Source organism: Actinokineospora bangkokensis (assembly GCF_001940455.1).
Lineage (GTDB): Bacteria > Actinomycetota > Actinomycetes > Mycobacteriales > Pseudonocardiaceae > Actinokineospora > Actinokineospora bangkokensis.
The window spans coordinates 16,507-37,365 of sequence record NZ_MKQR01000015.1 but is presented as its reverse complement, the minus strand read 5'-3'; the positions used below and the strand labels follow the sequence as shown (position 1 = coordinate 37,365).

The 20,859-nt window shown below is 74.3% G+C and carries 18 protein-coding genes; 11 read left to right on the top strand and 7 right to left on the bottom strand.

What is annotated here, in order from left to right; translation table 11 throughout:
- Positions 1 to 12 precede the first annotated feature (12 nt).
- Together mhpA and BJP25_RS36205 are read left to right on the top strand one after the other, a co-directional pair.
- Positions 13 to 1,494, top strand: a complete 1,482-nt coding sequence (mhpA, locus tag BJP25_RS14370; RefSeq protein ID WP_233158078.1) for a bifunctional 3-(3-hydroxy-phenyl)propionate/3-hydroxycinnamic acid hydroxylase MhpA — start codon at positions 13 to 15, stop codon at positions 1,492 to 1,494.
- Positions 1,495 to 1,506: 12 nt separating this feature from the next.
- Positions 1,507 to 2,691 (top strand): cytochrome P450, encoded by a 1,185-nt coding sequence (locus BJP25_RS36205; protein WP_075975426.1) that lies wholly within the window; start codon positions 1,507 to 1,509, stop codon positions 2,689 to 2,691.
- 8 nt (positions 2,692 to 2,699) lie between these two features.
- On the opposite strand, the gene BJP25_RS14360 is transcribed toward BJP25_RS36205, so the two are convergent.
- A complete protein-coding gene (locus tag BJP25_RS14360) occupies positions 2,700 to 3,161 on the bottom strand; it encodes an Lrp/AsnC family transcriptional regulator (protein WP_075975425.1) in 462 nt (153 codons plus the stop codon).
- A 106-nt stretch (positions 3,162 to 3,267) separates the two neighbouring features.
- Between BJP25_RS14360 and BJP25_RS14355 the strand changes: the two genes are divergently transcribed.
- Together BJP25_RS14355 and BJP25_RS14350 are read left to right on the top strand one after the other, a co-directional pair.
- Positions 3,268 to 3,690 carry a DUF2000 domain-containing protein gene (locus BJP25_RS14355; RefSeq protein WP_075975424.1) on the top strand — a complete coding sequence of 141 codons (423 nt, stop codon included), beginning with the start codon at positions 3,268 to 3,270 and terminating at the stop codon, positions 3,688 to 3,690.
- Positions 3,687 to 4,730 carry a Glu/Leu/Phe/Val dehydrogenase dimerization domain-containing protein gene (locus BJP25_RS14350; protein ID WP_084794007.1) on the top strand — a complete coding sequence of 348 codons (1,044 nt, stop codon included), beginning with the start codon at positions 3,687 to 3,689 and terminating at the stop codon, positions 4,728 to 4,730. The genes BJP25_RS14355 and BJP25_RS14350 overlap by 4 nt, the downstream gene beginning before the upstream one ends.
- A 3-nt stretch (positions 4,731 to 4,733) precedes the next feature.
- Here BJP25_RS14350 and BJP25_RS14345 read toward each other — a convergent pair whose 3' ends face one another.
- Positions 4,734 to 5,069, bottom strand: a complete 336-nt coding sequence (locus BJP25_RS14345; protein ID WP_075975423.1) for a hypothetical protein — start codon at positions 5,067 to 5,069, stop codon at positions 4,734 to 4,736.
- A gap of 148 nt (positions 5,070 to 5,217) precedes the next feature.
- Positions 5,218 to 6,027 carry an AfsR/SARP family transcriptional regulator gene (locus BJP25_RS33390; protein WP_075975422.1) on the bottom strand — a complete coding sequence of 270 codons (810 nt, stop codon included), beginning with the start codon at positions 6,025 to 6,027 and terminating at the stop codon, positions 5,218 to 5,220.
- 186 nt (positions 6,028 to 6,213) lie between these two features.
- Here BJP25_RS33390 and BJP25_RS33385 point away from each other — a divergent pair, with 186 nt between their 5' ends.
- The 5 genes from BJP25_RS33385 (at position 6,214) to BJP25_RS14320 (ending at position 10,750) form a co-directional block, all read left to right on the top strand.
- Positions 6,214 to 6,378, top strand: coding sequence for a lasso RiPP family leader peptide-containing protein (locus BJP25_RS33385; RefSeq protein WP_143219077.1), 165 nt, complete (start codon positions 6,214 to 6,216; stop codon positions 6,376 to 6,378).
- A 166-nt stretch (positions 6,379 to 6,544) separates the two neighbouring features.
- A complete protein-coding gene (locus tag BJP25_RS14335; protein ID WP_143219076.1) occupies positions 6,545 to 8,212 on the top strand; it encodes an asparagine synthase-related protein in 1,668 nt (555 codons plus the stop codon).
- Positions 8,209 to 8,463, top strand: coding sequence for a lasso peptide biosynthesis PqqD family chaperone (locus tag BJP25_RS14330; RefSeq protein WP_075975420.1), 255 nt, complete (start codon positions 8,209 to 8,211; stop codon positions 8,461 to 8,463). Before BJP25_RS14335 ends, BJP25_RS14330 begins: the two co-directional genes overlap by 4 nt.
- Positions 8,460 to 8,873, top strand: coding sequence for a lasso peptide biosynthesis B2 protein (locus tag BJP25_RS14325; RefSeq protein ID WP_075975419.1), 414 nt, complete (start codon positions 8,460 to 8,462; stop codon positions 8,871 to 8,873). The genes BJP25_RS14330 and BJP25_RS14325 overlap by 4 nt, the downstream gene beginning before the upstream one ends.
- A complete protein-coding gene (locus BJP25_RS14320; RefSeq protein WP_075975418.1) occupies positions 8,870 to 10,750 on the top strand; it encodes an ABC transporter ATP-binding protein in 1,881 nt (626 codons plus the stop codon). Before BJP25_RS14325 ends, BJP25_RS14320 begins: the two co-directional genes overlap by 4 nt.
- A gap of 87 nt (positions 10,751 to 10,837) precedes the next feature.
- Here BJP25_RS14320 and BJP25_RS14315 read toward each other — a convergent pair whose 3' ends face one another.
- The 4 genes from BJP25_RS14315 to BJP25_RS34160 are packed head-to-tail and all read right to left on the bottom strand — an operon-like array spanning position 10,838 to position 17,856.
- The gene (locus BJP25_RS14315) at positions 10,838 to 12,034 is read right to left on the bottom strand and encodes an acyltransferase family protein (RefSeq protein ID WP_075975417.1); all 1,197 of its coding nucleotides are present in this window, start codon (positions 12,032 to 12,034) and stop codon (positions 10,838 to 10,840) included.
- Entirely contained in the window at positions 12,031 to 13,149 is a 1,119-nt protein-coding gene (locus tag BJP25_RS14310) for an acyltransferase family protein (protein ID WP_075975416.1), read from the bottom strand. The genes BJP25_RS14315 and BJP25_RS14310 overlap by 4 nt, the downstream gene beginning before the upstream one ends.
- Before the next feature lie 44 nt (positions 13,150 to 13,193).
- Complete coding sequence (locus tag BJP25_RS14305; RefSeq protein ID WP_075975415.1) at positions 13,194 to 17,063, bottom strand: FkbM family methyltransferase; 3,870 nt, start codon at positions 17,061 to 17,063, stop codon at positions 13,194 to 13,196.
- Positions 17,056 to 17,856: an SHOCT domain-containing protein gene (locus BJP25_RS34160; RefSeq protein ID WP_075975414.1), complete on the bottom strand. Its 801-nt coding sequence runs from the start codon at positions 17,854 to 17,856 to the stop codon at positions 17,056 to 17,058. Before BJP25_RS34160 ends, BJP25_RS14305 begins: the two co-directional genes overlap by 8 nt.
- Positions 17,857 to 18,351: 495 nt before the next feature.
- On the opposite strand from BJP25_RS34160, the gene BJP25_RS14295 reads away from it, so the two are divergent.
- Both BJP25_RS14295 and BJP25_RS14290 read left to right on the top strand, forming a co-directional pair.
- Positions 18,352 to 19,770 carry a flagellin N-terminal helical domain-containing protein gene (locus tag BJP25_RS14295; protein WP_143219074.1) on the top strand — a complete coding sequence of 473 codons (1,419 nt, stop codon included), beginning with the start codon at positions 18,352 to 18,354 and terminating at the stop codon, positions 19,768 to 19,770.
- A gap of 91 nt (positions 19,771 to 19,861) precedes the next feature.
- Positions 19,862 to 20,743 carry an LLM class flavin-dependent oxidoreductase gene (locus tag BJP25_RS14290; protein WP_075975412.1) on the top strand — a complete coding sequence of 294 codons (882 nt, stop codon included), beginning with the start codon at positions 19,862 to 19,864 and terminating at the stop codon, positions 20,741 to 20,743.
- The last annotated feature ends 116 nt before the right edge of the window (positions 20,744 to 20,859 follow it).

Sequence of the window (20,859 nt, the reverse complement as noted above, 5' to 3'; positions counted from 1 at the left end):
GGGGAGGCCGCGGTGAGGGTGCCGGTCGTCATCGTCGGCGCTGGCCCCACCGGCCTCACCGCCGCGGCCCTGCTCGGCGGCTTCGGCGTCGAGTGCCTGGTCCTCGACCGGTGGGACTCGGTGTACCCGCAACCCCGCGCGGTGCACCTGGACGACGAGGTCCTGCGCATCCTCGGCAGGCTGGGCCTGGCCGAGCGGTTCGCGGCGATCTCCTGGCCCTGCCGCGGGCTGCGGCTGCTCGACCCGGACCTGCGGGTGCTGGCCGAGTTCCCCCGCTCACCGGACGGCGGCAGGCACGGCCACCCCCAGGCCAGCATGTTCGACCAGCCCGACCTGGAGCACCTGCTGCGCGCGGCCCTGGCGGACCTGGCCACCGTCACCCTGCGCGGCGGCACCGAGGTCACCGGCATCACCCAGGACGCCGGGGGCGCCCAGGTCGAGGTGACCGACCGCGCCACCGGCGAGCGGGCGACGGTCCACGCCGACTACGTCCTGGGCTGCGACGGCGCCAACAGCCCCACGAGGGCGGCGATCGGCGCGCGGATGGCGGACCTGCGGTTCGAGCAGCGCTGGCTCGTGGTGGACATCGCCACCACCGCCGACCTCGACGAGTGGGAGGGCGTGCACCAGGTGTGCGACCTCGACCGCGCGGCGACCTACATGCGCATCGGCAAGACCCGCTACCGCTGGGAGTTCCGCCTGCTGCCCGGCGAGACCGGGGACGACTTCCGCGCGGTGGACCGCCTGCACCCGCTGATCGCGCCGTGGACCGGGGCCGTCCCCGCGGCCGACCTGGAGGTCGTCCGGGTGGCCGAGTACACCTTCCGCGCGCGCCTGGCCGACCGGTGGCGCGACCGCAGGGTGTTCCTGCTCGGCGACGCCGCCCACCTCACCCCGCCGTTCATCGGCCAGGGGATGGGCGCCGGGCTGCGCGACGCGGTGAACCTGGCCTGGAAGCTCGCGGGCGTCCTCGGCGGCACCCTGCCCGAGTCCGCGCTCGACTCCTACGAGACCGAGCGCAAGCCGCACGCCCGCTCGATGATCCGGCGCGCGGTGCTCATCGGCAAGGCCATGACCGAGGGCGGCCGCCTCGGCGACCTGATCCGCCGGATCGCCGCACCCCTGCTCAGCGGCCGCACCCTCGACAGCGCGACGCCCGCCCTGCGCCGGTCGGACCTCGTCCTGCGGCCGCGCCTGCCCCGGTCCGCCGCGGGGCGGTTGTGCCCCAACGCCCTGCTCGACGACGGCCGCCGCTTCGACGACGTCGCGGGCGGTTCGTTCGCCGTCGTGACCGCCACCACCCCGTCCGAGGCCGAACGCGCCGCTTTCCAGGAGCGCGGTGCCGTCGTGGTCACCACCGGCGAGTCGCGCGAGCTGCGCCGGTGGCTCGGGTCCGGAGCCGCCCTCGTCCGTCCAGACGGGACAGTCCTGGCCGCGGGCCGAAGCACCACCCGGCTCCACCGAGCCCTGCCGCGGTCCACCGCGCGCCGCTGACCGAGGAGCACCATGCCCCGACGACCCGATGTCCCCGTCTACCGGCCGGACATCTACTCCCCGCGAGCCATCCTCGACCCCTACCCGCACTACGCGGCGCTGCGCGAACTCGGCCCGGTCGTGCGGCTGCCCAAGCACAACGCCTACGCCCTGCCCCGCTACGCCGAGTGCCGGGCCGCGCTGCTCGACCACAAGACCTTCGTCTCCGGCGACGGCGTCGGGCTCAACCCCGTCATCAACCGCCTGTCCCGCGGCACGACGCTCACCAGCGACGGCGAGGACCACACCCGCCGCCGAGCCCTCGTCGCCCACCGGCTCACCCCCCGGGCCCTGCGCGACCTGACCGACGACATCCGGCGCCGCGCGGACGAGATCGTCGCCGCCGCGGTGGCCCGCCGCACCGTCGACGGCGCCGAACTCGCCGCCGCGCTCCCCCTGTCGGTCGTCCCCGACCTCGTGGGCTGGCCCCAGGAGGGCCGGGAGCACCTGCTCACCTGGGGCGCGGCGACCTTCGACGCCCTGGGCCCCGCCAACGGCCAAGCGGTCAAGGCGATCCCCGCAGGCCTGGCCATGATGCGCTTCGCCCGCGACGTCGTCAGGCACCGCACCGCCCTCCCCGGCAGCATGGGCGCCGACCTGCTGACCGCCGCCGACAACGGCACGCTCACCCACGCCGAGTGCCCCGCCCTGATGATCGACTACCTCGCCCCCTCCCTCGACACCACCCTCAGCGGCATCGCGGGCGCCCTCCACCTCTTCGCCACCCACCCCGCCCAGTGGCAGCACCTCAGGCAGGACCCCACCCTCATCCCCAACGCGGTCAACGAGGTCCTCCGCTTCGCCTCCCCGCTCCGCGCCTTCTCCCGCAAGGTCGCGCACGACACCGAACTGGCGGGCACCGCCCTGCCCGCGGGCACCCGCGTCCTCGTCCTCTACGCCTCAGCCAACCGGGACCCCCTGGTCTGGGAGGACCCGGACACCTTCACCATCCACCGCAACGCCTCCCGCCACCTGGCCTTCGGCCAGGGCAAGCACGGCTGCGCGGGCCAAGGCCTCGCCCGCCTGGAGACCGAGGCGTTCCTGGCCGCCCTCGTCGCCCGAGTGGCGACCCTCGCCCCCGCAGGACCGCCGCGGTGGTCCCCCAACAACATCATCCACCGCCTCGAACACCTCCCCCTCGAACTCACCCCCGCCTGACCCCGTCCTCACGGCGCGGGCAGCGGGGCGAGGACCGGGTTGTGGACGCGCTCGTAGATCACCGAACTGCGGAAGCCGACCACCTCGCGGCGCCCGCTGAGCCGGTCCACGAGGAACGAGTGCAGGTGGTCGAGGTCCTGGACGGCGACGTGCAGCTGGAAGTCGTCGCCCCCCGCCAGGACGAAGACCGCCAGCACCTCGGGCATCCCGCCGACCGCCTCCTTGAACGCGTCGATGACCTGCCTGTTCAACGGCCGCACCTGCACGGCGATGAACGCCTGGACACCCCGGTTGAGGGCCACGAGGTCGATCTCGGCGTGGTACCCGCGGATCACCCCCCGGCGGGTCAGGGCCCGCACCCGTTCGAGGCAGGTCGATGGCGCGATGCCCAGTCGTCGGGCCAGCTCGCGGTTGGACTGCCGCGCATCTGTCTGGACCAGGTCGATGATCGCCGCATCAAGTTCGTCCACGGCGGTCAGTCTGCCACCAGTTCCGGTCAAACGATCGGTGGAGAGCTTCTGGGCTGGCTGAATGCCTACTCTGACGGTCGATCACCAGTCAACCGGAGGAGAAAAGATGGCATTGCCGACCAAGATGGTGTTGGTCGTCCGATCCGACCTGGCACCGGGCGAGGCGGTGAACGCGGCCGTGGTCGTCGGCCTGAGCCTGGGCGCCCGGACCTCGCACCTGCTCGGCGCGGAGGGCGAGGACGCCTCCGGCGGTGTGCACGCGGCGCTCAACCCCCACCCGGTCCCGGTGCTCACCGCCACCCCGGCCGAACTCGAAGAGCTCCACCGCCGAGCACGGGAACAGGACGAGGTGACCGTGGTCGGCTTCAACGACACCGCCCGCCAGGCCCGCGACCACGACGACTACCTGAACGTGCTCGCGCAGACCCCGGGCGAGCACCTGAGGCAGGTGGCCGTCGCCCTGTTCGGCCCCCGCGCCCTCATCTCCCCGCTGACCCGCCGCCTGCGGCTGCTGGGAGCGGGCGCGTGACCCCGACCCCGGAGCGGGTCGTGGTCGAACGAGGCCCGCGCTCCCGGCAGACGATCATGGTCAGCGTCGACTCCACCCGGCTCGGCCCCGCGCTGGGCGGGTGCCGCGTCACGCCCTACCCGACCTGGCGCGACGGCCTCGACGACGTCCTGCGGCTCTCGGCAGCCATGACCCGGAAGGCGGCCCTGGCCGGGCTCGACCACGGCGGCGGCAAGACCGTCGTCGTACTCGACGGCACCACCTCCGCCGACTGGACCGGCCCCGCCAGGGCCGACCTGCTCGACGACATCGCCGACGTCGTCAACGGCCTCGGCGGCACCTACGTCACCGGCCCGGACATCGGCACCAGCCCCGACGACATGGCCCGCTTGCACACCCGCACCCCCCACGTCCTGTGCCGCCCCGAGACGGACGGCGGCAGCGGCGACTCGGCCGTCCCCACGGCACTGGGCGTCACCGCCGCCCTGGAAGCCGTGTGCGGGCACCGCTGGCCCGGCACCGACCTCGCCACCCTGACCTTCTCCCTCATCGGCCTCGGCCACGTCGGCACCCTCGTCGGGGACTGGCTGGCCCGACGCGGCGCCACCCTCACCGCCACCGACCTCGACCCCCGTCGCCGGGCGCTGGCGGCCCGCTGGGGGGCCCGCTGGACAACCCCCGCCCACGCCGTCCGCGCCGACGTCGACGTCCTCATCCCCTGCGCCACCGGCGGCATCCTCACCCCGGCCACGGTCGGGGAACTGCGCTGCCGCGCCATCGCGGGCGCCGCCAACAACCAACTCGACCACGACTCCACCGCCGACCTGCTTCACGCCCGCAACATCCTCTGGGCCCCGGACACCGTCGTCAGCGCGGGCGGCATCATCGCGGCCACCGCCCGCGAACTGCACGGTCGCACCGCCACCGAATCCCACGACCGCGTCAAAGCCATCGGCCCCCACCTCACCGCCCTGCTCGATGACGCCGCCGCCCGCGACACCACCCCCCTCCGCGCAGCCCAAGCCCTGGTCGACGCGCGCCTGAACCGCCCTGCCGCCTGAGGGTCACAGGCCCTCGGCCATCACATCACCCCGCTCGGTGTTCGCCAGCCACAGCGAACCGGTGTCCGGCTCCCAGCCGCACGCGGCCATCTCCCCGGTGAACCGGGCCACCACGGTGGAACTGTCGCCCGGCCAAGGGTCGTGCCCGTCGTCACCGAGGACGCCGATGGTCATGAGCCCACGGTCGACCAACGCCCGAACCACGTCGGTGACCACGTCGGCAACAGTGCCGCCGCCGGTTTCCACGACCTGCCTCGCCAGGTGGAACAGGCCGAGCACAGGCACCCAGTCGTCACGTCCCTCCGCCACGAGCTCCCGGACCACGTCCTCACGATCCACTCCGCGCACCCCTCACCCGTGCTCGCACCGCGATCTCCGCAGCCTTGCTGCACCCTCCCGCATGAGTCGTCACCGCGCGAGGGCTGCTCCTCGGGTCGTTGGACCGGATCCACCGAGGGCATCAACTCGATCACGGCCGACGGAGCTGTCAGCACCGTGGTCTGCGGCGCGGTCGAGCAGGTGTTCGCGGAGGCCTCGACCGCCGCGTCGGAGGCCCTGATCTCGCAGCAGGCGTGACCAGGGTGTTGTCGAGGAGGTGTTGGTGCAGGCGACGTAGTGCGGGGGAGGGATCGATGCCGAGGTTGTGGGCGAGGGTGATGCGGAACTCCGCGTAGGCGGCCAGGGCTTCCGCTGTGCGGTTCGTGGCGTGGAGTGCGGAGAGCAGCGTGTGCCAGAGCTGCTCCCGGAACGGGTGGTGGCGCAGGACCTTGCGGGCGGTGTCCGCGATGACACCGGGATCGCCGACTTGCAGTTCCAGGCGCAGGAGGCGTTCCACGGCGTGCAACCGATCCTGCTCCAATTCGCTGGAGAAGGTCTCGGCCCAGTCGCCGGTCAACCCCTGCAGGGGATCGCCGCGCCACAGGACGACGGCTTCTCGCAAGAGCTCCAGTTCCCGTCGAGGGTGCGTGCAGTGGCGCGCAGCGGCGACTTTCGCGTGGAACTCGGTCAGGTCGACCGAAGCGGATGCGGCAATGCGGTAACCGGCCGCGACGCTTTCCACGATCGGTTCCGCGACCGCGGCGCGCAAGCGACGCACATAACCGCGCAGCGTCGTCCTGGCGGATTTGGGTGGGTTGCCGTCCCAGAGCAGAGCCACCAACTCGTCAGTGGCCAGCGCACCACCGCGGTGCAGAGCCAGGATCCGCAGCAGCCCGCGTTGCTTGGCGGCCGTGACGACGATCTCCTCGCCGTGCGCCATGACCACCAGATCGCCGAGTACCCGCACCGCGACGGCCACACGTCCTCCCATCCCCGACTCGTGCTGCCGGACGGCACGGCCGCCCGGTCGACGCCATCGCAGAACGTTCCCGGGGACACCGCGGTTTCCGGTGTCCGAGCGCTGACCACGCGCGCACCACGCGGAAACCACGACCGGTCGCGACGCTCGTCGGGTCACTCCACCTACACCGAACAAGGAGAAGGCATGGAAAGCACCAGCTCCTACGAGCCCCCGATGCTCGCCGAGGCGGGTGGGTTCGCCGCCATGACCCTGGGCAGGTCCGGGGCCTCGAACGACTTCGCCAACCGCGACTTCAACTCGAACAACCCGCAGAAGCCCGCCCGCTTGCCCAGGGCCGACAAGAACTAGCCGGGGGACGACGCGCGTGTGCGGTTTCCTCCTCTTCTCCGACAACGCGGCGGGGGCCGCTGTCGCGGAGCGGGTGGCCGATCCGGCGGCGACCACGATCCACCACGCCTCGGGCAGACCGTGGCTGGTGGGTCGGTGGCGACCGGGCGACCTGGTGCGCGCAGCGGTGGGCGGCACACGCGTCGTCGTGCTCGGCAGCACCTCCACCACCCCGGCCGAGGTGGCCGACGCGGCCCGGCGGATCACCGCACCCGCGGACCTGGACCGCTGGGCCGCCACCATCCCCGGTTGCGTGCACCTGCTGGCCAGCATCCACGGCCGGACCCGGGCCCAGGGCAGCGTCGTCGGTGTGCGCCGGGTCTTCCACGCCGTCGTCGACGGTGCCACCGTGGCCGCGGACCGCGCCCGTCCGCTGGCCGACCTCCTGGGAGCGGGGCTCGACCCGGACTCGGTGGCGCTGCACCTGCTCCTGCCTGCGCCCCCGTGGCCGCTGCACCGCACGCCGCTGTGGAAGGGGGTCTCGGAGGTCCCGGGCGACAGCCACCTCGACATCGCACCCGACGGCGCCGCCAGGGTGCGGCGCTGGTGGCAGGTGCCCGCGGCTGACACCCCGATGGCGGTGGCGGCGCCACGGGTGTTCGGCGCGCTGGCCGACGCCGTGCGGGCGCGGACGTCCCCGGGGACCCGGGTGAGCACCGACCTGTCCGGCGGCATGGACTCGACGAGCCTGGCCTTCCTGGCCGCACCACGGGTGGACAGCCTGTTGACCACCCGCTACGCGGCCGCCGACCCGACCGCCGACGACCCGCTGTGGGCGGGCAGGGCGGCCGCCGAGCTCCCCGGGGCGCGGCACCTGGTCTTCGAACGGCCGGATGTGCCGGACAACTTCACCGACGCGCTGGCTCCCGGGCCGAGCCGGGAGGCACCCTTCCCCTGGATCCGGGCCAGGGCGGTGATCGGGCACCAGCTGGGTGCGCTCGCCGGCCGCGGGATCACCGACCACCTCAGCGGCTACGGAGGGGACGAGCTGTTCACCGTGCCCCCCGCGGTCGACCACAGCACGCTGCGCACGGCACCGTGGCGGTACCTGGGGGTCTTCCGCGGCAACCGGGCCGTGCGTCGGCAGCCGCTTGTCGCCGCGGCGGCGTCGCTCGTCGACAACCGCGGGCACGCCACGTGGCTGCGGCACATGGCCGAGGTGGTGGGTGGTACCCGGCCGTGGTCGCAGAGCAGGGACGGCTGGGGAGAGCTCGTCCGGCTGCCCTGGTGGTCCACCGGGCACGCGGTCCGCACCGTGCGCGACCTGCTGGCGCGCGCGTCCGTGGAGGACGCGGAGCCGTCGTCGCGGTGGCGGGCGCAGCACGCGGTGCTCTCGGTGGCGGAGCAGACCGGGCGCACCATCGGTGACCTCGATGGCGTGGCCGCGGATCGGGGTGTCCGCTGGCACGCACCGTTCCTCGACGACCGGGTCCTGGAAGCGGCTCTGGCGGTGCGCTTCGCGGACCGGGTCGACGCGAACGCCTACAAGCCGGTGCTCGCGGCGGCCATGCGCGGCACCGTGCCCGACGACATCCTCGACCGCGGGACCAAGGCCGAGTTCAGCGCCGACCTGTTCGCCGGGATGCGGACCAACCGGGACCGGATCGTCGCGGAGTGCGAGGACATGGTCCTGGCCAGGATCGGTCTGATCGATGCCGCGGAGTTCCGCGCGGAACTGGTCGACCTGCACGTGGACGCGGTGCGGTTGCAGGACCTGCTGACGACCTTGGCGTGCGAGGCCTGGTTGAGGACGACAACGGACCACGCACCGCTGAAGACGGGAGGAACACGATGACCGCTTTCCGGCAGGGGGTCTCCGCGGCCAAGACCCCGCACGGCATGGTGCTGCTCGACGAGCGGCGTGGCCGGTACTGGCAGGTCAACGAGACCGGCGCGGCGATCGCCGCACACGTGCTCGCGGGCCGAAGCCTCGACGTCGCGGTCGACGCGCTGCTCGCTGACCACCCGGCGGACACCGACCGGGTGCGCGCGGACGCGGCCGCGTTCGTTACGGCGCTGCGCAACGCCGGGTTGCTGGCGCCATGACCACGCCCGTGTCCTTGGAGAGGGCGTCAACGGTGCCTCCTCGGCAGCGCGTGGTCGCGGTGCTCGCAGTGGCGGTGGCCAGGGCGCTCGTCGCGCTCCCACCTGCACGACTGCGCCAGGCGCTCCGGTTCGCCAGTGCGGGGGCGCGTCGCGCCACCGCCGCCGAGGCGCTGAGGGCGAGGACGGCGGTCGTCACGGTGAGCAGGCGCTGCGCCGGTCAGCAGTGCCTGCAGAGGTCAGTGGCGACCGCTCTGCTCTGCCGGGCGCGGGGCGCGTGGCCGACATGGCAGACCGGTGTGCGCACCGAGCCCTTCACCGCCCACGCCTGGGTGTCGGTGGACGGGGTCCCGATCGGCGAGGCCCCGCACCTCTGCGCCTACACGCCGATCATGGTGGTGGGGCCGAGGTGACCCGCCCCTTCATCGGGGTGGACGAGGTGGTCGTCCCGGACTGGGCGACCGGCTACGCCTCGGCGGCGGACGCAGGCCTGCGCGCCCTCGTGCGCGACCTGCCCGCCACCCTCACCTTCATCGCGCGGGAGGCGTGGGCGGCGTCCCGGCCCTTGACCCTCGCCGCGGGTTCGGCGCGGCTCGCCAGTGGCGCGGTCACCGCGTTCGGCCTGCTGGCCACCGCGGACGCGTTCACCGGTCTGCTCGACGGCGGTACGCCGCTGGTGGCCGCGCTGCCCGCGCTGATCGCCGTCGTCGTGGCCTTCGCGCTGCGCGGCCTGCTCGACAGCGTGGTGTCCGCGATCACCGGCGCACTGGCGCCCCTGGTCGAGGCGCGGGCACGCGACCGGTTGGCAGCGGCCGCGCTGGCGGTCCAGTCGGCGGCTTTCGACGACGCTGAGTTCACCGATCTGCTGGGGCGCGCCTGCACCGAGGCGCCGGACGAGTTCAAGGCGGCGGTCACCGACGCGGGCGAGATCCTCGGTTCCGCGGTGACCTCGGCGGCGTCGGTGGTGACCGCCGCCGTGCTGCACCCGCTGCTGGCACCCCTGGTGCTGTTGTCGGCGGTCCCACGAGCGTGGGCGTCGGCTCGGTCGGCGCGGGTGGCCTTCGCGTCGTACGTCCGCGTGGTCTCGCACCGCAAGAGGATCGGCATCACCGCCGCCCTGACCACCGACCGCGAGGCCGCGGCGGAGATCAGGGCCTGCGGGGCGCGCGGTCTGCTGCTCGACGAGCACCGGCGGATCGCGGCGCGGTTGACCGCGGAGGCGGTGCGGACCAGCAACCGGCGGGAGGCCCTGCTGTTGGCCGGTCGGGCGTTGTCCGGCATCGGGACCGGGGCGGCGTACCTGGCCCTGTTCCTGCTGGTGTCCCACGGCGTCCTGCCGCTCGCCGTGGCGGGTGCCGCCGTCGTGGCCATGCGAGCGGCCTCGGGCGGGGCGACGCAGGCTGTGCAGGAGGCGAACAACCTGTACCAGGTCAGCCTCACGCTCCACGTGTTCCGCAGCTGCCTTGAGCGGGCAGCGGCCCACCGCCGCGCGCCGGGCTCGGTCGAGGCGCCGGACCCCGAGGAGGTCGTCCTCGACGAGGTCACCTTCAGCTACCCGGACGCGGTGGAGCCCGCGGTCCGCGCGGTCTCGGCGACCCTGCGCAGGGGACAGGTCGTGGCCCTGGTGGGGGAGAACGGGTCCGGCAAGACGACCCTCTCGAAGCTGATCAGCGGGCTCTACCTGCCCACCGGCGGCGCGGTGCGCTGGAACGGGGTCGACATCGCCTCGGTGGACGAGGACGCCCTGAACGACAGGGTGGCGATGGTCATGCAGGCACCCCTGCGCTGGCCATCATCGGCGGCGGACAACATCCGGGTCGGCAGGATCGGGCGCGCCGATCCCGAGGACGCCCACTTCGCTGCCGCGGCTCGTGACTCGGGGGCTGACCGGGTCGCGCAAACCCTGCCGAACGGGTGGGAGACGTTGCTGTCCCGACTCTTCGCCACGGGGCACGACCTCTCCGGTGGGCAGTGGCAACGCCTGTCCGTGGCCCGCGGCCTGTACCGCGACGCACCCCTGGTGATCGCCGACGAACCGACCGCCGCGCTCGATGCCCGGGCAGAGCACGCCGTCTTCGCCGCCCTGCGCGACCTGGGTGGGCGTGACAAGATCACGGTGCTGATCACCCACCGGCTGGCCAACATCCGCACGGTCGACCTCATCCTGGTCATGCACGAGGGCAGGCTGGCGCAGGTGGGGACCCATGTCACCCTGATGGCCGAACCCGGCCACTACCGCGACCTGTACGAGATCCAAGCGGACGCCTACGACGCTGGGGTGAGCCGCTGAAGGAGAACTGGGTCAAGACCGAGTGACTTCCCTGCGATGCGAACCATCCTGCGGAACGATGGCGCCCGTGCTGTTGCACCCGTGGTGTCAGGTGGGTGGGGCGGAGTCGCGCACGGGTGTCAGGCGCGTGGTCTGCTCCGGGTCTTGGCTCGGCCGAACACTCGGCGAGGTGGGGGTGCGCCGCGAGCGGGACAGGCGGCGGGCGAGGTTGTGGCTGGGGCGTTCCACGAGGCGGAAGGTCAGTTCGGCGGCGGCGAAGGTGGCGGTGACGGCGGTCAGGACGGTCAGCCACAGGGGGAGGTCGTCGATGAGCCAGTGCATCACCGGGAACGCCACGACGCCGTGGAGGAGGTAGATGGAGTAGGTGCGGTCGGACAGGGCGGTCCAGAAGGGGCGTTGGCGCAGGTGGGGTTCGGCGAAGACGCCCAGGAGGAACAGCAGCAGGGCGACGGCGATGGGGAAGGCGCGGGGGACGTACTCGGGGTCGACGGACAGGTGGCTCGCCCAGACGAACAGGAGCCAGGCGGCGGTGATGAAGGTGCCTGCCAGCCAGGCGGGGATGTGCCTCTGGCAGGCCGCCCAGACCACCTGCCCCATGAGCGGGATCAGGGTGTAGGTCATGTTGATGACGAGGGCGCGGTACTCCTCGCCGAAGGCGCGGTGGGTGATCAGCAGCATCGCCACGAGCCACAGCTGCACGGTGATGGCCAGCCACACCCGGGTGCGCAGCAGCGGCAGCACGGCCAGCAGGGTGGCGTAGAACAGGACCTCGACGGCGAGCGTCCACGCCACGGCCACCCAGGAGCCGAAGGGGCGGTCGATGAAGTTCCAGAGCGAGGCGTTGGACAGCAGCGTCCACGGGGTCACCGGCTGGGGCTTGGTCGACAGCAGCGACAGGCCCAGCGAGATCAGCACCGCGGCCACCGCCACCACGAACACCAGCACCGGGTAGAGGCGCAGCAGGCGGTTGACGGCGAAGCGGCGGGCTCCCAGCCGCAGCGCGATCGGGGTGACGACGAAGCCGCTGATGAGGAAGAACATGGGCACCGCCACCCCGCCGATGCCCTGCTCGTCGAGCTTGAACGGGACGGTGAAGGCCGCGTCCAGGGCGTCGGTGACGGGGGTGCGCTGGCCGCGGAAGTCGTGGATGAACACGTTGTAGATGTGGGTGTAGACGACCAGCAGCGCGGCGATCCCGCGGCCGATGTCCAGGAACGCCACCCGGGACTTGCCCTGGACCGGGGCGGCGTGCACCAGCGCGCCCCGCGGCGCGGGTGCGGTCACCGGGTCGTCCTGGCGGCCAGCCGGGCCGACGGCCGCTCGACGAACCGGTGGACGACCTCGGCGACGGCCAGGGTCACCGCGACGGCCACCGCCACGGCCACCGACGACCAGGTGTGCGCGGCCAGCCCGGCGAGCACGGCGAAGGCGGTCGTCTGGTGCACCAGGTAGATCGAGTAGCTGCGCTCGGACAGGAACGCCACCGCGCGCACCCGCTTGACCCGGCCGCCCGCGGCCACCACGAGCGAGACGACCAGCGCGGCGAGCGTCATCGTCAGCAGGTAGGAGTCGCCGGACTGCCCGTAGCCGCCGGCCTCGGCGGTGTTGACCACCAGCCAGCACAGCGCGCCGAGCAGGACGCCCGCCCACAGCGGCGCTCGGCGCGACCACACCAGCCAGATGACCTGGCCGAGCACGATCGCGCAGCCGAACGCGCCGATGTTCGCCAGCGACGCGGCGACCGGGCCCCGCAGGTTCGACAGCACCGACAGCAGCACCATGCAGGCGGTGACCTGGACGGCGATCGCCAGCCACGGCATCCGCCGGAACACCGCGAGCAGGGCGAGGACCATCGCGTAGACGCCGAGCTGGATGATCAGCGTCCAGGCGACGCCCACCAGGGTCACCAGCTGCGGCGCGAAGAAGTTGACCAGGAACAGGTTCGCCACCAGGTCGCCGAAGCCGACGTCCTCGCCCCCGGGCACCGACAGCCAGCCCAGCAGCACGAACACCCAGGCCAGCAGCACCGCGGCGAACAGCGGCGGGAACACGCGCAGCGCCCGCTTGACGGCGAACTCCGCGGCCCCCTCCCTGGTCGCCACGTGCGCGATGACGAACCCGCTGATCAGGAAGAACAGCGACACGCCCAGGAAGGCGAAGTCCTTGTTCAGGTGCAGGGGGCCGACCACCGCCGAGTCCAGCACCCCGGTGAGCGGCAGGGGGTCCTTCTTGAACCGGTACCAGGTCGAGACGTGGGTGTAGAAGACCAGGCAGCAGGCCAGCACGCGCAGCAGGTCGAGCCCGTCGATCCGCCGCGTGCGCGGGGGCGCCTGCCGCTCGACCGCGCCCGGAGGAGCGTCCTCCCCTTGGCCGCGCAGGGTCGCCGGTTGGTCCCGCATGTGACCTCCCGTCGCACGACCCGCGCCACCGTCCCCACCGGTCCTCACGGCCGCGGGCGCAACCACAGTGTCGCAAACCCGGCACCGCTGTCCCGGACCCGGCCGACCAGGGCTTCGTCCGAGCCCGCGGCGCCTGCGGCGCCCGCAGTGCCCTCTGTGTCCCCGGGGACCGGCAGGCCTGCCTCGGCGGCGGCGACCACGTCCTCGGTGACCGGCACCACGGCGTAGCCCCACCCGCGGTAGGTGGCCAGGACGGCCACCGGGTCGGACCCGGCTTCCTCGACCGCCACCGGGTCGAACTCGGTCAGCACGTGCGGCCTGCTCGCCCGCAGCACCTCGCCCAGCCCGGCCAGCGCGCGGTGGTCGCGGCCCTGGGCGTCGGACTTGACCACGTGCACCGGCCCCGCGCCCAGCACGGTCGCCAACCGCACCCCCGGCACCTCGACACCGCCGCCGGGGTCGATCCGGTTGTCGCCGGTGTTGCCCTCCGCCGACAGCGCCAGCCGCAGCGGCCCGTCGGCGTCCCACGCCGCGCCCGCGACCACGGTCAGCGCCGCGGCGACGTCCGGGGTGGTGTTGGCCGCGACGTTGCGCCGCAGCAGCTCGCGCGCCCGCTCCCACGGCTCGACGGCCACCACGCGGCCCGCCGCCCCCACCCGGCGCAGCCCGCGCACGGTGAAGTAGCCGACGTGCGCGCCGATGTCGACCAGCGTGCCGCCCGCGGGCAGCAGCACGTCCAGCAACCGCGACTCCTCGGCCTCCCAGGTGCCGTACTCGCGCAGCCAGGGCAGCACCACGGTGTCCTCGGCGGGCAGCCGCAGCGGGCCCACGTCGGTCATGACCACCTCGGTGCCGCCCGCGCCGGGGTCGACGAGGTCGTGGTGGCGCAGCAGGCCGGTGCGCAGCCGCGGCAGCTCGGCGCGCAGCGCGGCGGTCTCGGCCTCGATGGCGGTCATCCACCCGACCCGCTCGTGCATCATCCCGACGAGCCGGTGCTCCAGCTCGGCCAACCGCTGCCCCAGCTCGGCGGCGCGCGCGTCGACCCGCCGGTCCACCTCGGCGCCGTCGGGCCGGGCGGCGACCTCGCGCACCACGCCCTCGACGGCGGCGCGCTGCGCGTCACCCCGCTGGGCCAGGGTCGCGGCCAGCCGCTCCAGGCGGTCCAGCCGGGCGGCCAGGTCCAGCTCCCGCTGCTCGGCGTGGGCGGCCTCCAGCCGCCGCACCCGGTCGAGCAGCGCGCGCTGGCCCTCGACGAGCCTGCCCGCGCTGTCGTCGACCCCGTCGAGCAGGGCGCCGAGCACCTGCCGCTGGTGGTGGTCGTAGTGGTCGAGGGCGCGCAGGACGCCCCGGCGCAGCGCGGCGGCCATCGGCAGCCTGCTGTCCACGGCCGGGTCGGCGCGCCAGCGCAGCGCCTCGCGGCTGCGCCGCAGCGGGTCCAGCGGGTCGGCGGCCGGGGCCTCCTCGGCCGGGGTCCCGGTGGCCGGGTCCTGCTCCGGCATCGTCTCGACGACCTCCTCGTCCGGGGCCCGGCGGGCCAGCCAGGTGGCGTGCGCGGCCTCGACCGCTGCCCGCACCCACTCGGCGGTGGCCTGCGGGGACCGGGTGGCCAGGACGTGCTCGCGGGCCGCGGCGCCCTTGCGCGCGGCGGCCCCGGGGTCGTCGGCGATCTCGCGGAGCGCCGCGGCCAGCGCGTCGGGGAGCGGGTCGGCCCAGCACGCCTCGGCCGGGTAGGGCTCGCTGCCCGGCCCGACCGGCACCAGCCGGTGGGGGACCGGCCAGCCGGTGTCGGGGGTCAGGAACTCCGCCGTGCCGCCGTAGTCGGTGGCCACCACGGCCAGCCCGTGCGCCATCGCCTCGGCCACGGTGAACCCGAACCCCTCGCTGCGGTGCGGGGACACGTAGGCGTGCGCGGCGGCGAACAGCCCGGCGACCTCTTCGGCGCTGAGGTACCCCTCGACCAGCTCGACCCGGTCGTCGGCCGCGGCGGCGAAGCGCAGCCGCTCCCGGTCGCCGGGGCGCAGGTCGCCGTTGATCGTCTTGACCACCAGCCGGACGTCGTCGCGGTCGGGGAAGGCCGAGCGGAACGCGGTGATCGCGGCCAGCGGGTTCTTCCTGGCGAACACGCTCATGTGGTCGAAGGCGAACAGGAACCGCGTCGGCCCCGTGGGGCGCGGGGCGCGGGGGCCGCGCAGCGGGTCGCGGACCGGGACGGGCACCGTGCGCACCGGGACGGGGGAGTGCTCCGCGATCGCGCGGGTGCAGAAGTCGCTGGGCGTCCACACCTCGTCGACGTGGTCGAACGCGCCGCGCATGGCGGGCGGGAAGGTGTCCAGCTCCCAGGACCACACGCCGATGACGTACCGGTCGCGGGCCAGGTCCGGGTGGGCGCCCAGGGTGTGGGCGGTCATGTCGGCGTTGACCACGAGCACGCTCACGCCGTAGCGCGCCTCGCCCGGGGTGGCGCCCTCGGGCAGCGGGTGCTCGGTGCGGCTGACCACGGTGGTCTCCTCGACCGCCGTGGCCACCGGGAGCCCGCCCGCCACCACGGCCTCGTGCACCAGGCGGCCCAGCTCACCGACGCCGAGCTCGGCGGTCAGGTAGCCCAGGACGTTCACGCCCAGGTCGGGCACCGGGTCGACCGGGCCGCGCGCGGGCCGGTCCTCGACCGCGCCCGCGGGCAGCATCCCCTCGTCGACCCCGGAGGTCTGGCACCACCGGCGGAACGCGGCGGCGTCGGCGTGCAGCGGGTGCGGGAAGGCCTGCTGGAGGTCGGGCCGGGCGTCCCACACCACCACCGCCCACCGCGACAGGCCCGCCCGCGCCTGGTCCGCGGTCGCCGGGGTGCACGCCCAGGCGATCAGGTCCTGGGCCGGGTCCCCCGCGGCGCCGGGGGCCAGCGGGTTGGGCGGCAGTGGCGTGCCCGCGCGCTCGGCCTCGATCCACGCCGCGCGGTAGAGCCTGCGCAGCGGCGGGGTCACCGCGGCGCCGTCCGGCAGTGTGTCCCAGCGGTAGGGCACGTCCGCCAGCGCCTCGCGGTAGCCCGCGCCGATGAGCTGGGACCGGTAGCCCGCCAGCAGGTCGGCCAGCACCGGCTGGTCGGCCAGCAGCACCCGGGGCCGGTCGGCGAAGTGCGTGGAGACCAGCCACGGCACCTCCGGCCGGTGGCCGGAGTAGTGGGCGAAGCGCAGCGGCCTGCCCGCCGCGGTCAGCGAGCCGTCCGCCGCGCGCGCCAGCGGGCGCTGGTAGACGTTCCAGTAGGCGACGTTCCACCCCGGGTCGGTGACCGCGACGTGGCCGAAGAGGGCGGGCACGTTGTCCACCCAGCGCTGGTCGGTGAACAGCTGCTCGGCCACCGAGGAGATCGCGTCCTGGCGCAGCCGGTCGGCCCAGAACCGCAGGAACGGCGCGGCCTGCCCGCCGACCGCGATGAACCCGAGGTTGAACACCCCCGAGGCCATGATGTCGGCCTCGCTGGGGCGCAGCCCGTCGCGCGGCATGGGGTCGAGCACGTGCGGGGTCAGCACGATCCCGTGCTCGACGGCCAGCGCGGCCGCCTCGGCGGCGAACGGCGCGAACACCTCGATGTCCGGGTCGAGGTAGACCGCCACGTCGTGCTCGTCGAGCAGCGCGCGTAGCAACCACGGCTTGACCGCAGTGGACAGCTCGGTGACCGTGTACGCCAGCGCCATCCGCCCGAACTCGGCGGGGTCGAGCGCGGTGTCCGCCGGGCCCAGGAAGCGCACCCCCGGCACCTCGTCGGCCAGCCCGCCCAGCTCCGCGGGGTCGGCGTCGACCACCAGCACGGTGAACCCGGTGCCGGGGTGCGTCCGGCGGAACGACCCCGCCAGCACCTTGGCGGCGGGGAGGTAGTTGCGCGCGACGATCGTCCCGGCGCCGACCCGGGGGTCAGCCATCGGCGGGCAACCTCTGCTGCTGCGCGGCGAGCACCGAGTCGAACACGCGCTGGGCCGCGGCGCCGTCCTGGCCCTGGGCCTGGACGCGGACCACGCGGTTGCCCGCCGCGTAGTGGCCGCGGGTCAGCGGACCGCCGGTCGCACCCTGGTTGGCCGAGACGACCACGCCCGGCGGTCCGGTCACCTGGGTCAGCCCGAAGTCCCGCTGCAACGCCTCCAGCCCGTCGCGCGCCCCCACCGCGGCCGCGGCGTCGCGCACGTCGACCACCAGCACCACGACCCGCACGCCGTCGTCGGTGGACAGGGCGATCCGGGACCCGCCCGCCCCGTTGTCGCGGTAGACCTGGATCTCCTGCTCGGTGAGGTAGTCGACCTCCGCGACCTGGTCGAAGGTCGCGATGTCCGCCATGTCCTGCGCCTGGCCGGGCAGCTCGGCCAGCACCCCGGCCTGCTGCGGCCCGGCGGCCGGGTCCGGGCCGTCCATCGGCCGGAACAGCAACCACGCGCCCACCGCGAGCCCGACGAGCACCACCACGAGCGCGATGACCCCGACCCGCGAGCCGATCCCGGCGCCCTTGTCGGAGAACACCTCCGGCCCCTGGTGGGCCGCGTCGTACCCGCGCGCCGAGACCTGCGGCGGCACCCCCGGCACCTCCTGCGGACCGCCCACCGCCTGCCCCGCCGCGGCGCCGGGCGGGGTGAGCCGCGCCCGGCGCGCCCGGTACTCCTCGGCCGAGATCCGACCGGCGGCGAGCTCGTCGTCGAGCCAACGCAGTTCATCGTGCCAGGACACACCGGCCCCTTCCGTCCGGCGGCGCGCTCGGCCCGCACCGCCTCGACCCCCTGCGTATTGTGCACGCGCCCGCGGCGGGGGCGGCACCCGCCCGGGATCTTGACGACCGACGTGACCTGGGCATCTCCCGGCGGGTCGGCGCGCCCGCGCCGCCGGGCACCCGGTTCGTGACAGCGCGGGTACGTCATCCGGGTGACCGCCCCGCGCCCGGCGGTCGATCCGGGTACCGCGCGTGCCCGCGGGAGCGGTGTCCTCAGTGGATCCAGATGGGGTGCCGGTCCGGTTAAGCCAGAAGGGTGATCATCGCGCTGCGGCACCCGCGGTGGCGGGATGGGCAGGATTTGGTCGGACCGGCGGTGGTCGAACGCCGTGCGGCGGGAGCCGGATCGACCGCCCTCGCCCGCGTGCCGGGTGCGGCGCCGGAGGTGTTGCGCCGCAGGGGATTCCTTGTCCGGCGCGGGGGCGGCGGGCAGGATCGCCGTGTCGTGATCTTGGGTGACGGAGGCGCTTGACGTGATCATCAACCAGAACATGGACGCCCTCAACGCGGCGCGGCGCGGGCTGCTGCGCGGCAACGAGGCGATCAAGCAGACCGGCGAGCTGACCGTGTCCGCGCGGCGGTTGAGCGGTGGGGCGCGGGTCAACCGCGCGGGGGACGACGAGGCCGGGGAGGCGGTGTCGGAGAAGCTGCGGACGCAGGCGCGGGGGTTGGCCCAGGCCAGCCGCAACGCCTCGGATGCCATCTCGTTCATCCAGACCACCGAGGGGTGGTTGAACGAGGTGACCACCGTCTTGCAGCGGATGCGCGTGCTGTCGATCCAGAGCGCGAACGGGACCTGCTCCGAGGAGGACCGGTCAGCGATCCAGGTTGAGGTCGACCAGCTCATGGACGAGGTCGACCGGATCGGTGAGCAAGCCGACTTCGCCACGGCGAGGATGCTGGCGGCAGGCGCCGCCGCGCAGGGCGGGCCCGCCGGGGAGAAGGGGACGACCCCGGTCCGGATCGACACCCCGGCGTCGTTGCAGAACGCCACCGCCAGTTGGACGTTGCGGGTGCACGTGGGGGCCGACACCAACGAGGCGATCGCGGCGAACATCTTCGCGGTCGGGGCGGCGCACCTGTTCGCGGGGGAGGTGTCGGTGCCGGACCTCAAGCCCGGCGAGATCGCCCCCATCGCGCCCGTCGAGCCGGAGAAGGTGGACGTCACCAGCACCGAGGCCGCCGCGGACGCCGTGGCGCGCATCGACACCGCGCTGGCGGGCCTCGCCGCGCAGCGCTCGGACCTGGCCGAGTTCCGCGAGGTGGTCGCGGACGCGGGCGGCGCCGCGGAGGTGGAGATCGAGCAGGTCGAGCTGGTCGGCTACTGGGAGACCGACGAGCGGACCGCCGAGCTGGCCGACGCCCAGCTGGGCCTCGCCGACGTCCTGGAGGCCCTGCTCACCGACCCCGACACCGCCCCCGTCGTGCAGACCTGGGCCGAGGACGGCCCCGGCGCCGAGCTGACCCCCGAGGCGGTGGCCAAGGCCCTCGGTGACGCCGAGCTGGGCGAGATGGCCACCAGCGCCGGGGTCACCCCCGAGCAGGCCGCCAGGACCCTCGCCGCGGAGGTGCCCAAGCTCGTCGCGCGCCCGGCGGCCCCCGACGCCGCCATCGCCAGGATCGACGTCGCGATCAAGGCCACCACCGACCAGCTGTCCAACCTCGGCGCCTTCCAGAACCGCCTGGAGTCGGTCACGCGCGGCGCGGACCACGCCGTCGAGAACCTGACCGCGTCCGACTCCCGGGTCCGGGACGTCAACACGGCCTTCGAGATGGTCTCCTTCACGAAGAACAACATCCTGCTCGCAGCGGCGCAGTCGATGCTGGCGCAGGCCAACCAGATCCCCCAGGGCGTCCTGCGCCTCCTGGGCTGACCCACCGGCGTGGGCGGCCACTGCCGGTGGTCGCCCACGCCGCGCCCGCGGCGGTTGACCTCCAGCCCGCTGGAGGTTGCAGGGTGGGCGCATGCCATTCGACATCGGTGTTTTCCTGCCCGCGCCCGAGGACGGGACGGGGGTCGTCGCCGCGGCTCGGCACGCCGAGGGCGCGGGGTTGGACTCGGTGTGGGTCGGTGACCACCTGGTCACCGACGCGGGCCAGTTCGACGCCCCGATCGCGCTGGCCGCGGCTGCCGGGGCGACCAGCAGGGTCGTCGTTGGCACCGGGGTGTACCTGCCCTCGCTGCGGCACCCGGTGTGGGCGGCCAAGCACATCGCCACCCTCGCCGCCGTGGTGCCGGAGGGGAGGCTGCGGCTCGGCGTCGGGCTCGGCGGGCGCGTCGCGGGGCCCGACGAGTGGGCGATCGCGGGGACGCCGTGGCGGGAGCGGGCCGCGCGCACCGACGCGTTCCTGGACGCGCTGGGCCCGTTCCTGCGGGGTGAGCCCGTGCCGGTCGACGGGGTGGACGTCGCGTTGGCCCCGCCCGCCCCGGTGCCGCCGGTGTGGGTCGGCGGGGGGTCCGACGCGGCCCTGCGCCGCGCGGCCCGCGCCGCTGACGGGTGGCTCGGGGCCATGCTGGCCCCGTCGGACGTGCCCGAGCGGATCGCCCGCCTCACCGACCTCGCCGGCGACCGGCCCCGCCCCGCCATCGGGATGGTCCTGCACGGCGGTCTGACCGAGCGCCCCGACCGCGCCGAGACCGACCGGTTGGCCGCGAGCCTGGCCGCCCGCTACGGCCTCGACCGCGACCGGGCCGAGCGGGTCCTCGTCCTCGGTTCGCCCGACCAGGTCGCTGAGCGCTTGTCCGCGTTGCGCGAGGCAGGTGTCACCCTGGTCGCGCTCGCCCCGAGCACGCCGTGGCGCCGGGCGGTGGACCTCCTCGCGGAGGTGAAGCGGCAGCTCGCTTGACCGGGCGGGGCGCAGGGAGGCCCTGGCAGTACCTGTATCGCCAGGGTCTCCTCGGTGCCGCGGAGGGCTGTCAGCCTGGCTGGGTCGCCTCCGGTTGTGCGGAGGATGAGAGGAAG

What these genes read in the sequence shown, in the direction of transcription:
- BJP25_RS33385 (WP_143219077.1), top strand. Translation starts at nt 6,214, where the DNA reads ATGGAAAGCACCAGCTCCTACGAGCCCCCGATGCTCGCCGAGGCGGGT.
- BJP25_RS14290 (WP_075975412.1), top strand. Translation starts at nt 19,862, where the DNA reads ATGCCATTCGACATCGGTGTTTTCCTGCCCGCGCCCGAGGACGGGACG.
- BJP25_RS14355 (WP_075975424.1), top strand. Translation starts at nt 3,268, where the DNA reads ATGGCATTGCCGACCAAGATGGTGTTGGTCGTCCGATCCGACCTGGCA.
- BJP25_RS14325 (WP_075975419.1), top strand. Translation starts at nt 8,460, where the DNA reads ATGACCACGCCCGTGTCCTTGGAGAGGGCGTCAACGGTGCCTCCTCGG.
- BJP25_RS36205 (WP_075975426.1), top strand. Translation starts at nt 1,507, where the DNA reads ATGCCCCGACGACCCGATGTCCCCGTCTACCGGCCGGACATCTACTCC.
- BJP25_RS14310 (WP_075975416.1), bottom strand. Translation starts at nt 13,149, where the DNA reads ATGCGGGACCAACCGGCGACCCTGCGCGGCCAAGGGGAGGACGCTCCT.
- BJP25_RS14305 (WP_075975415.1), bottom strand. Translation starts at nt 17,063, where the DNA reads ATGGCTGACCCCCGGGTCGGCGCCGGGACGATCGTCGCGCGCAACTAC.
- BJP25_RS14330 (WP_075975420.1), top strand. Translation starts at nt 8,209, where the DNA reads ATGACCGCTTTCCGGCAGGGGGTCTCCGCGGCCAAGACCCCGCACGGC.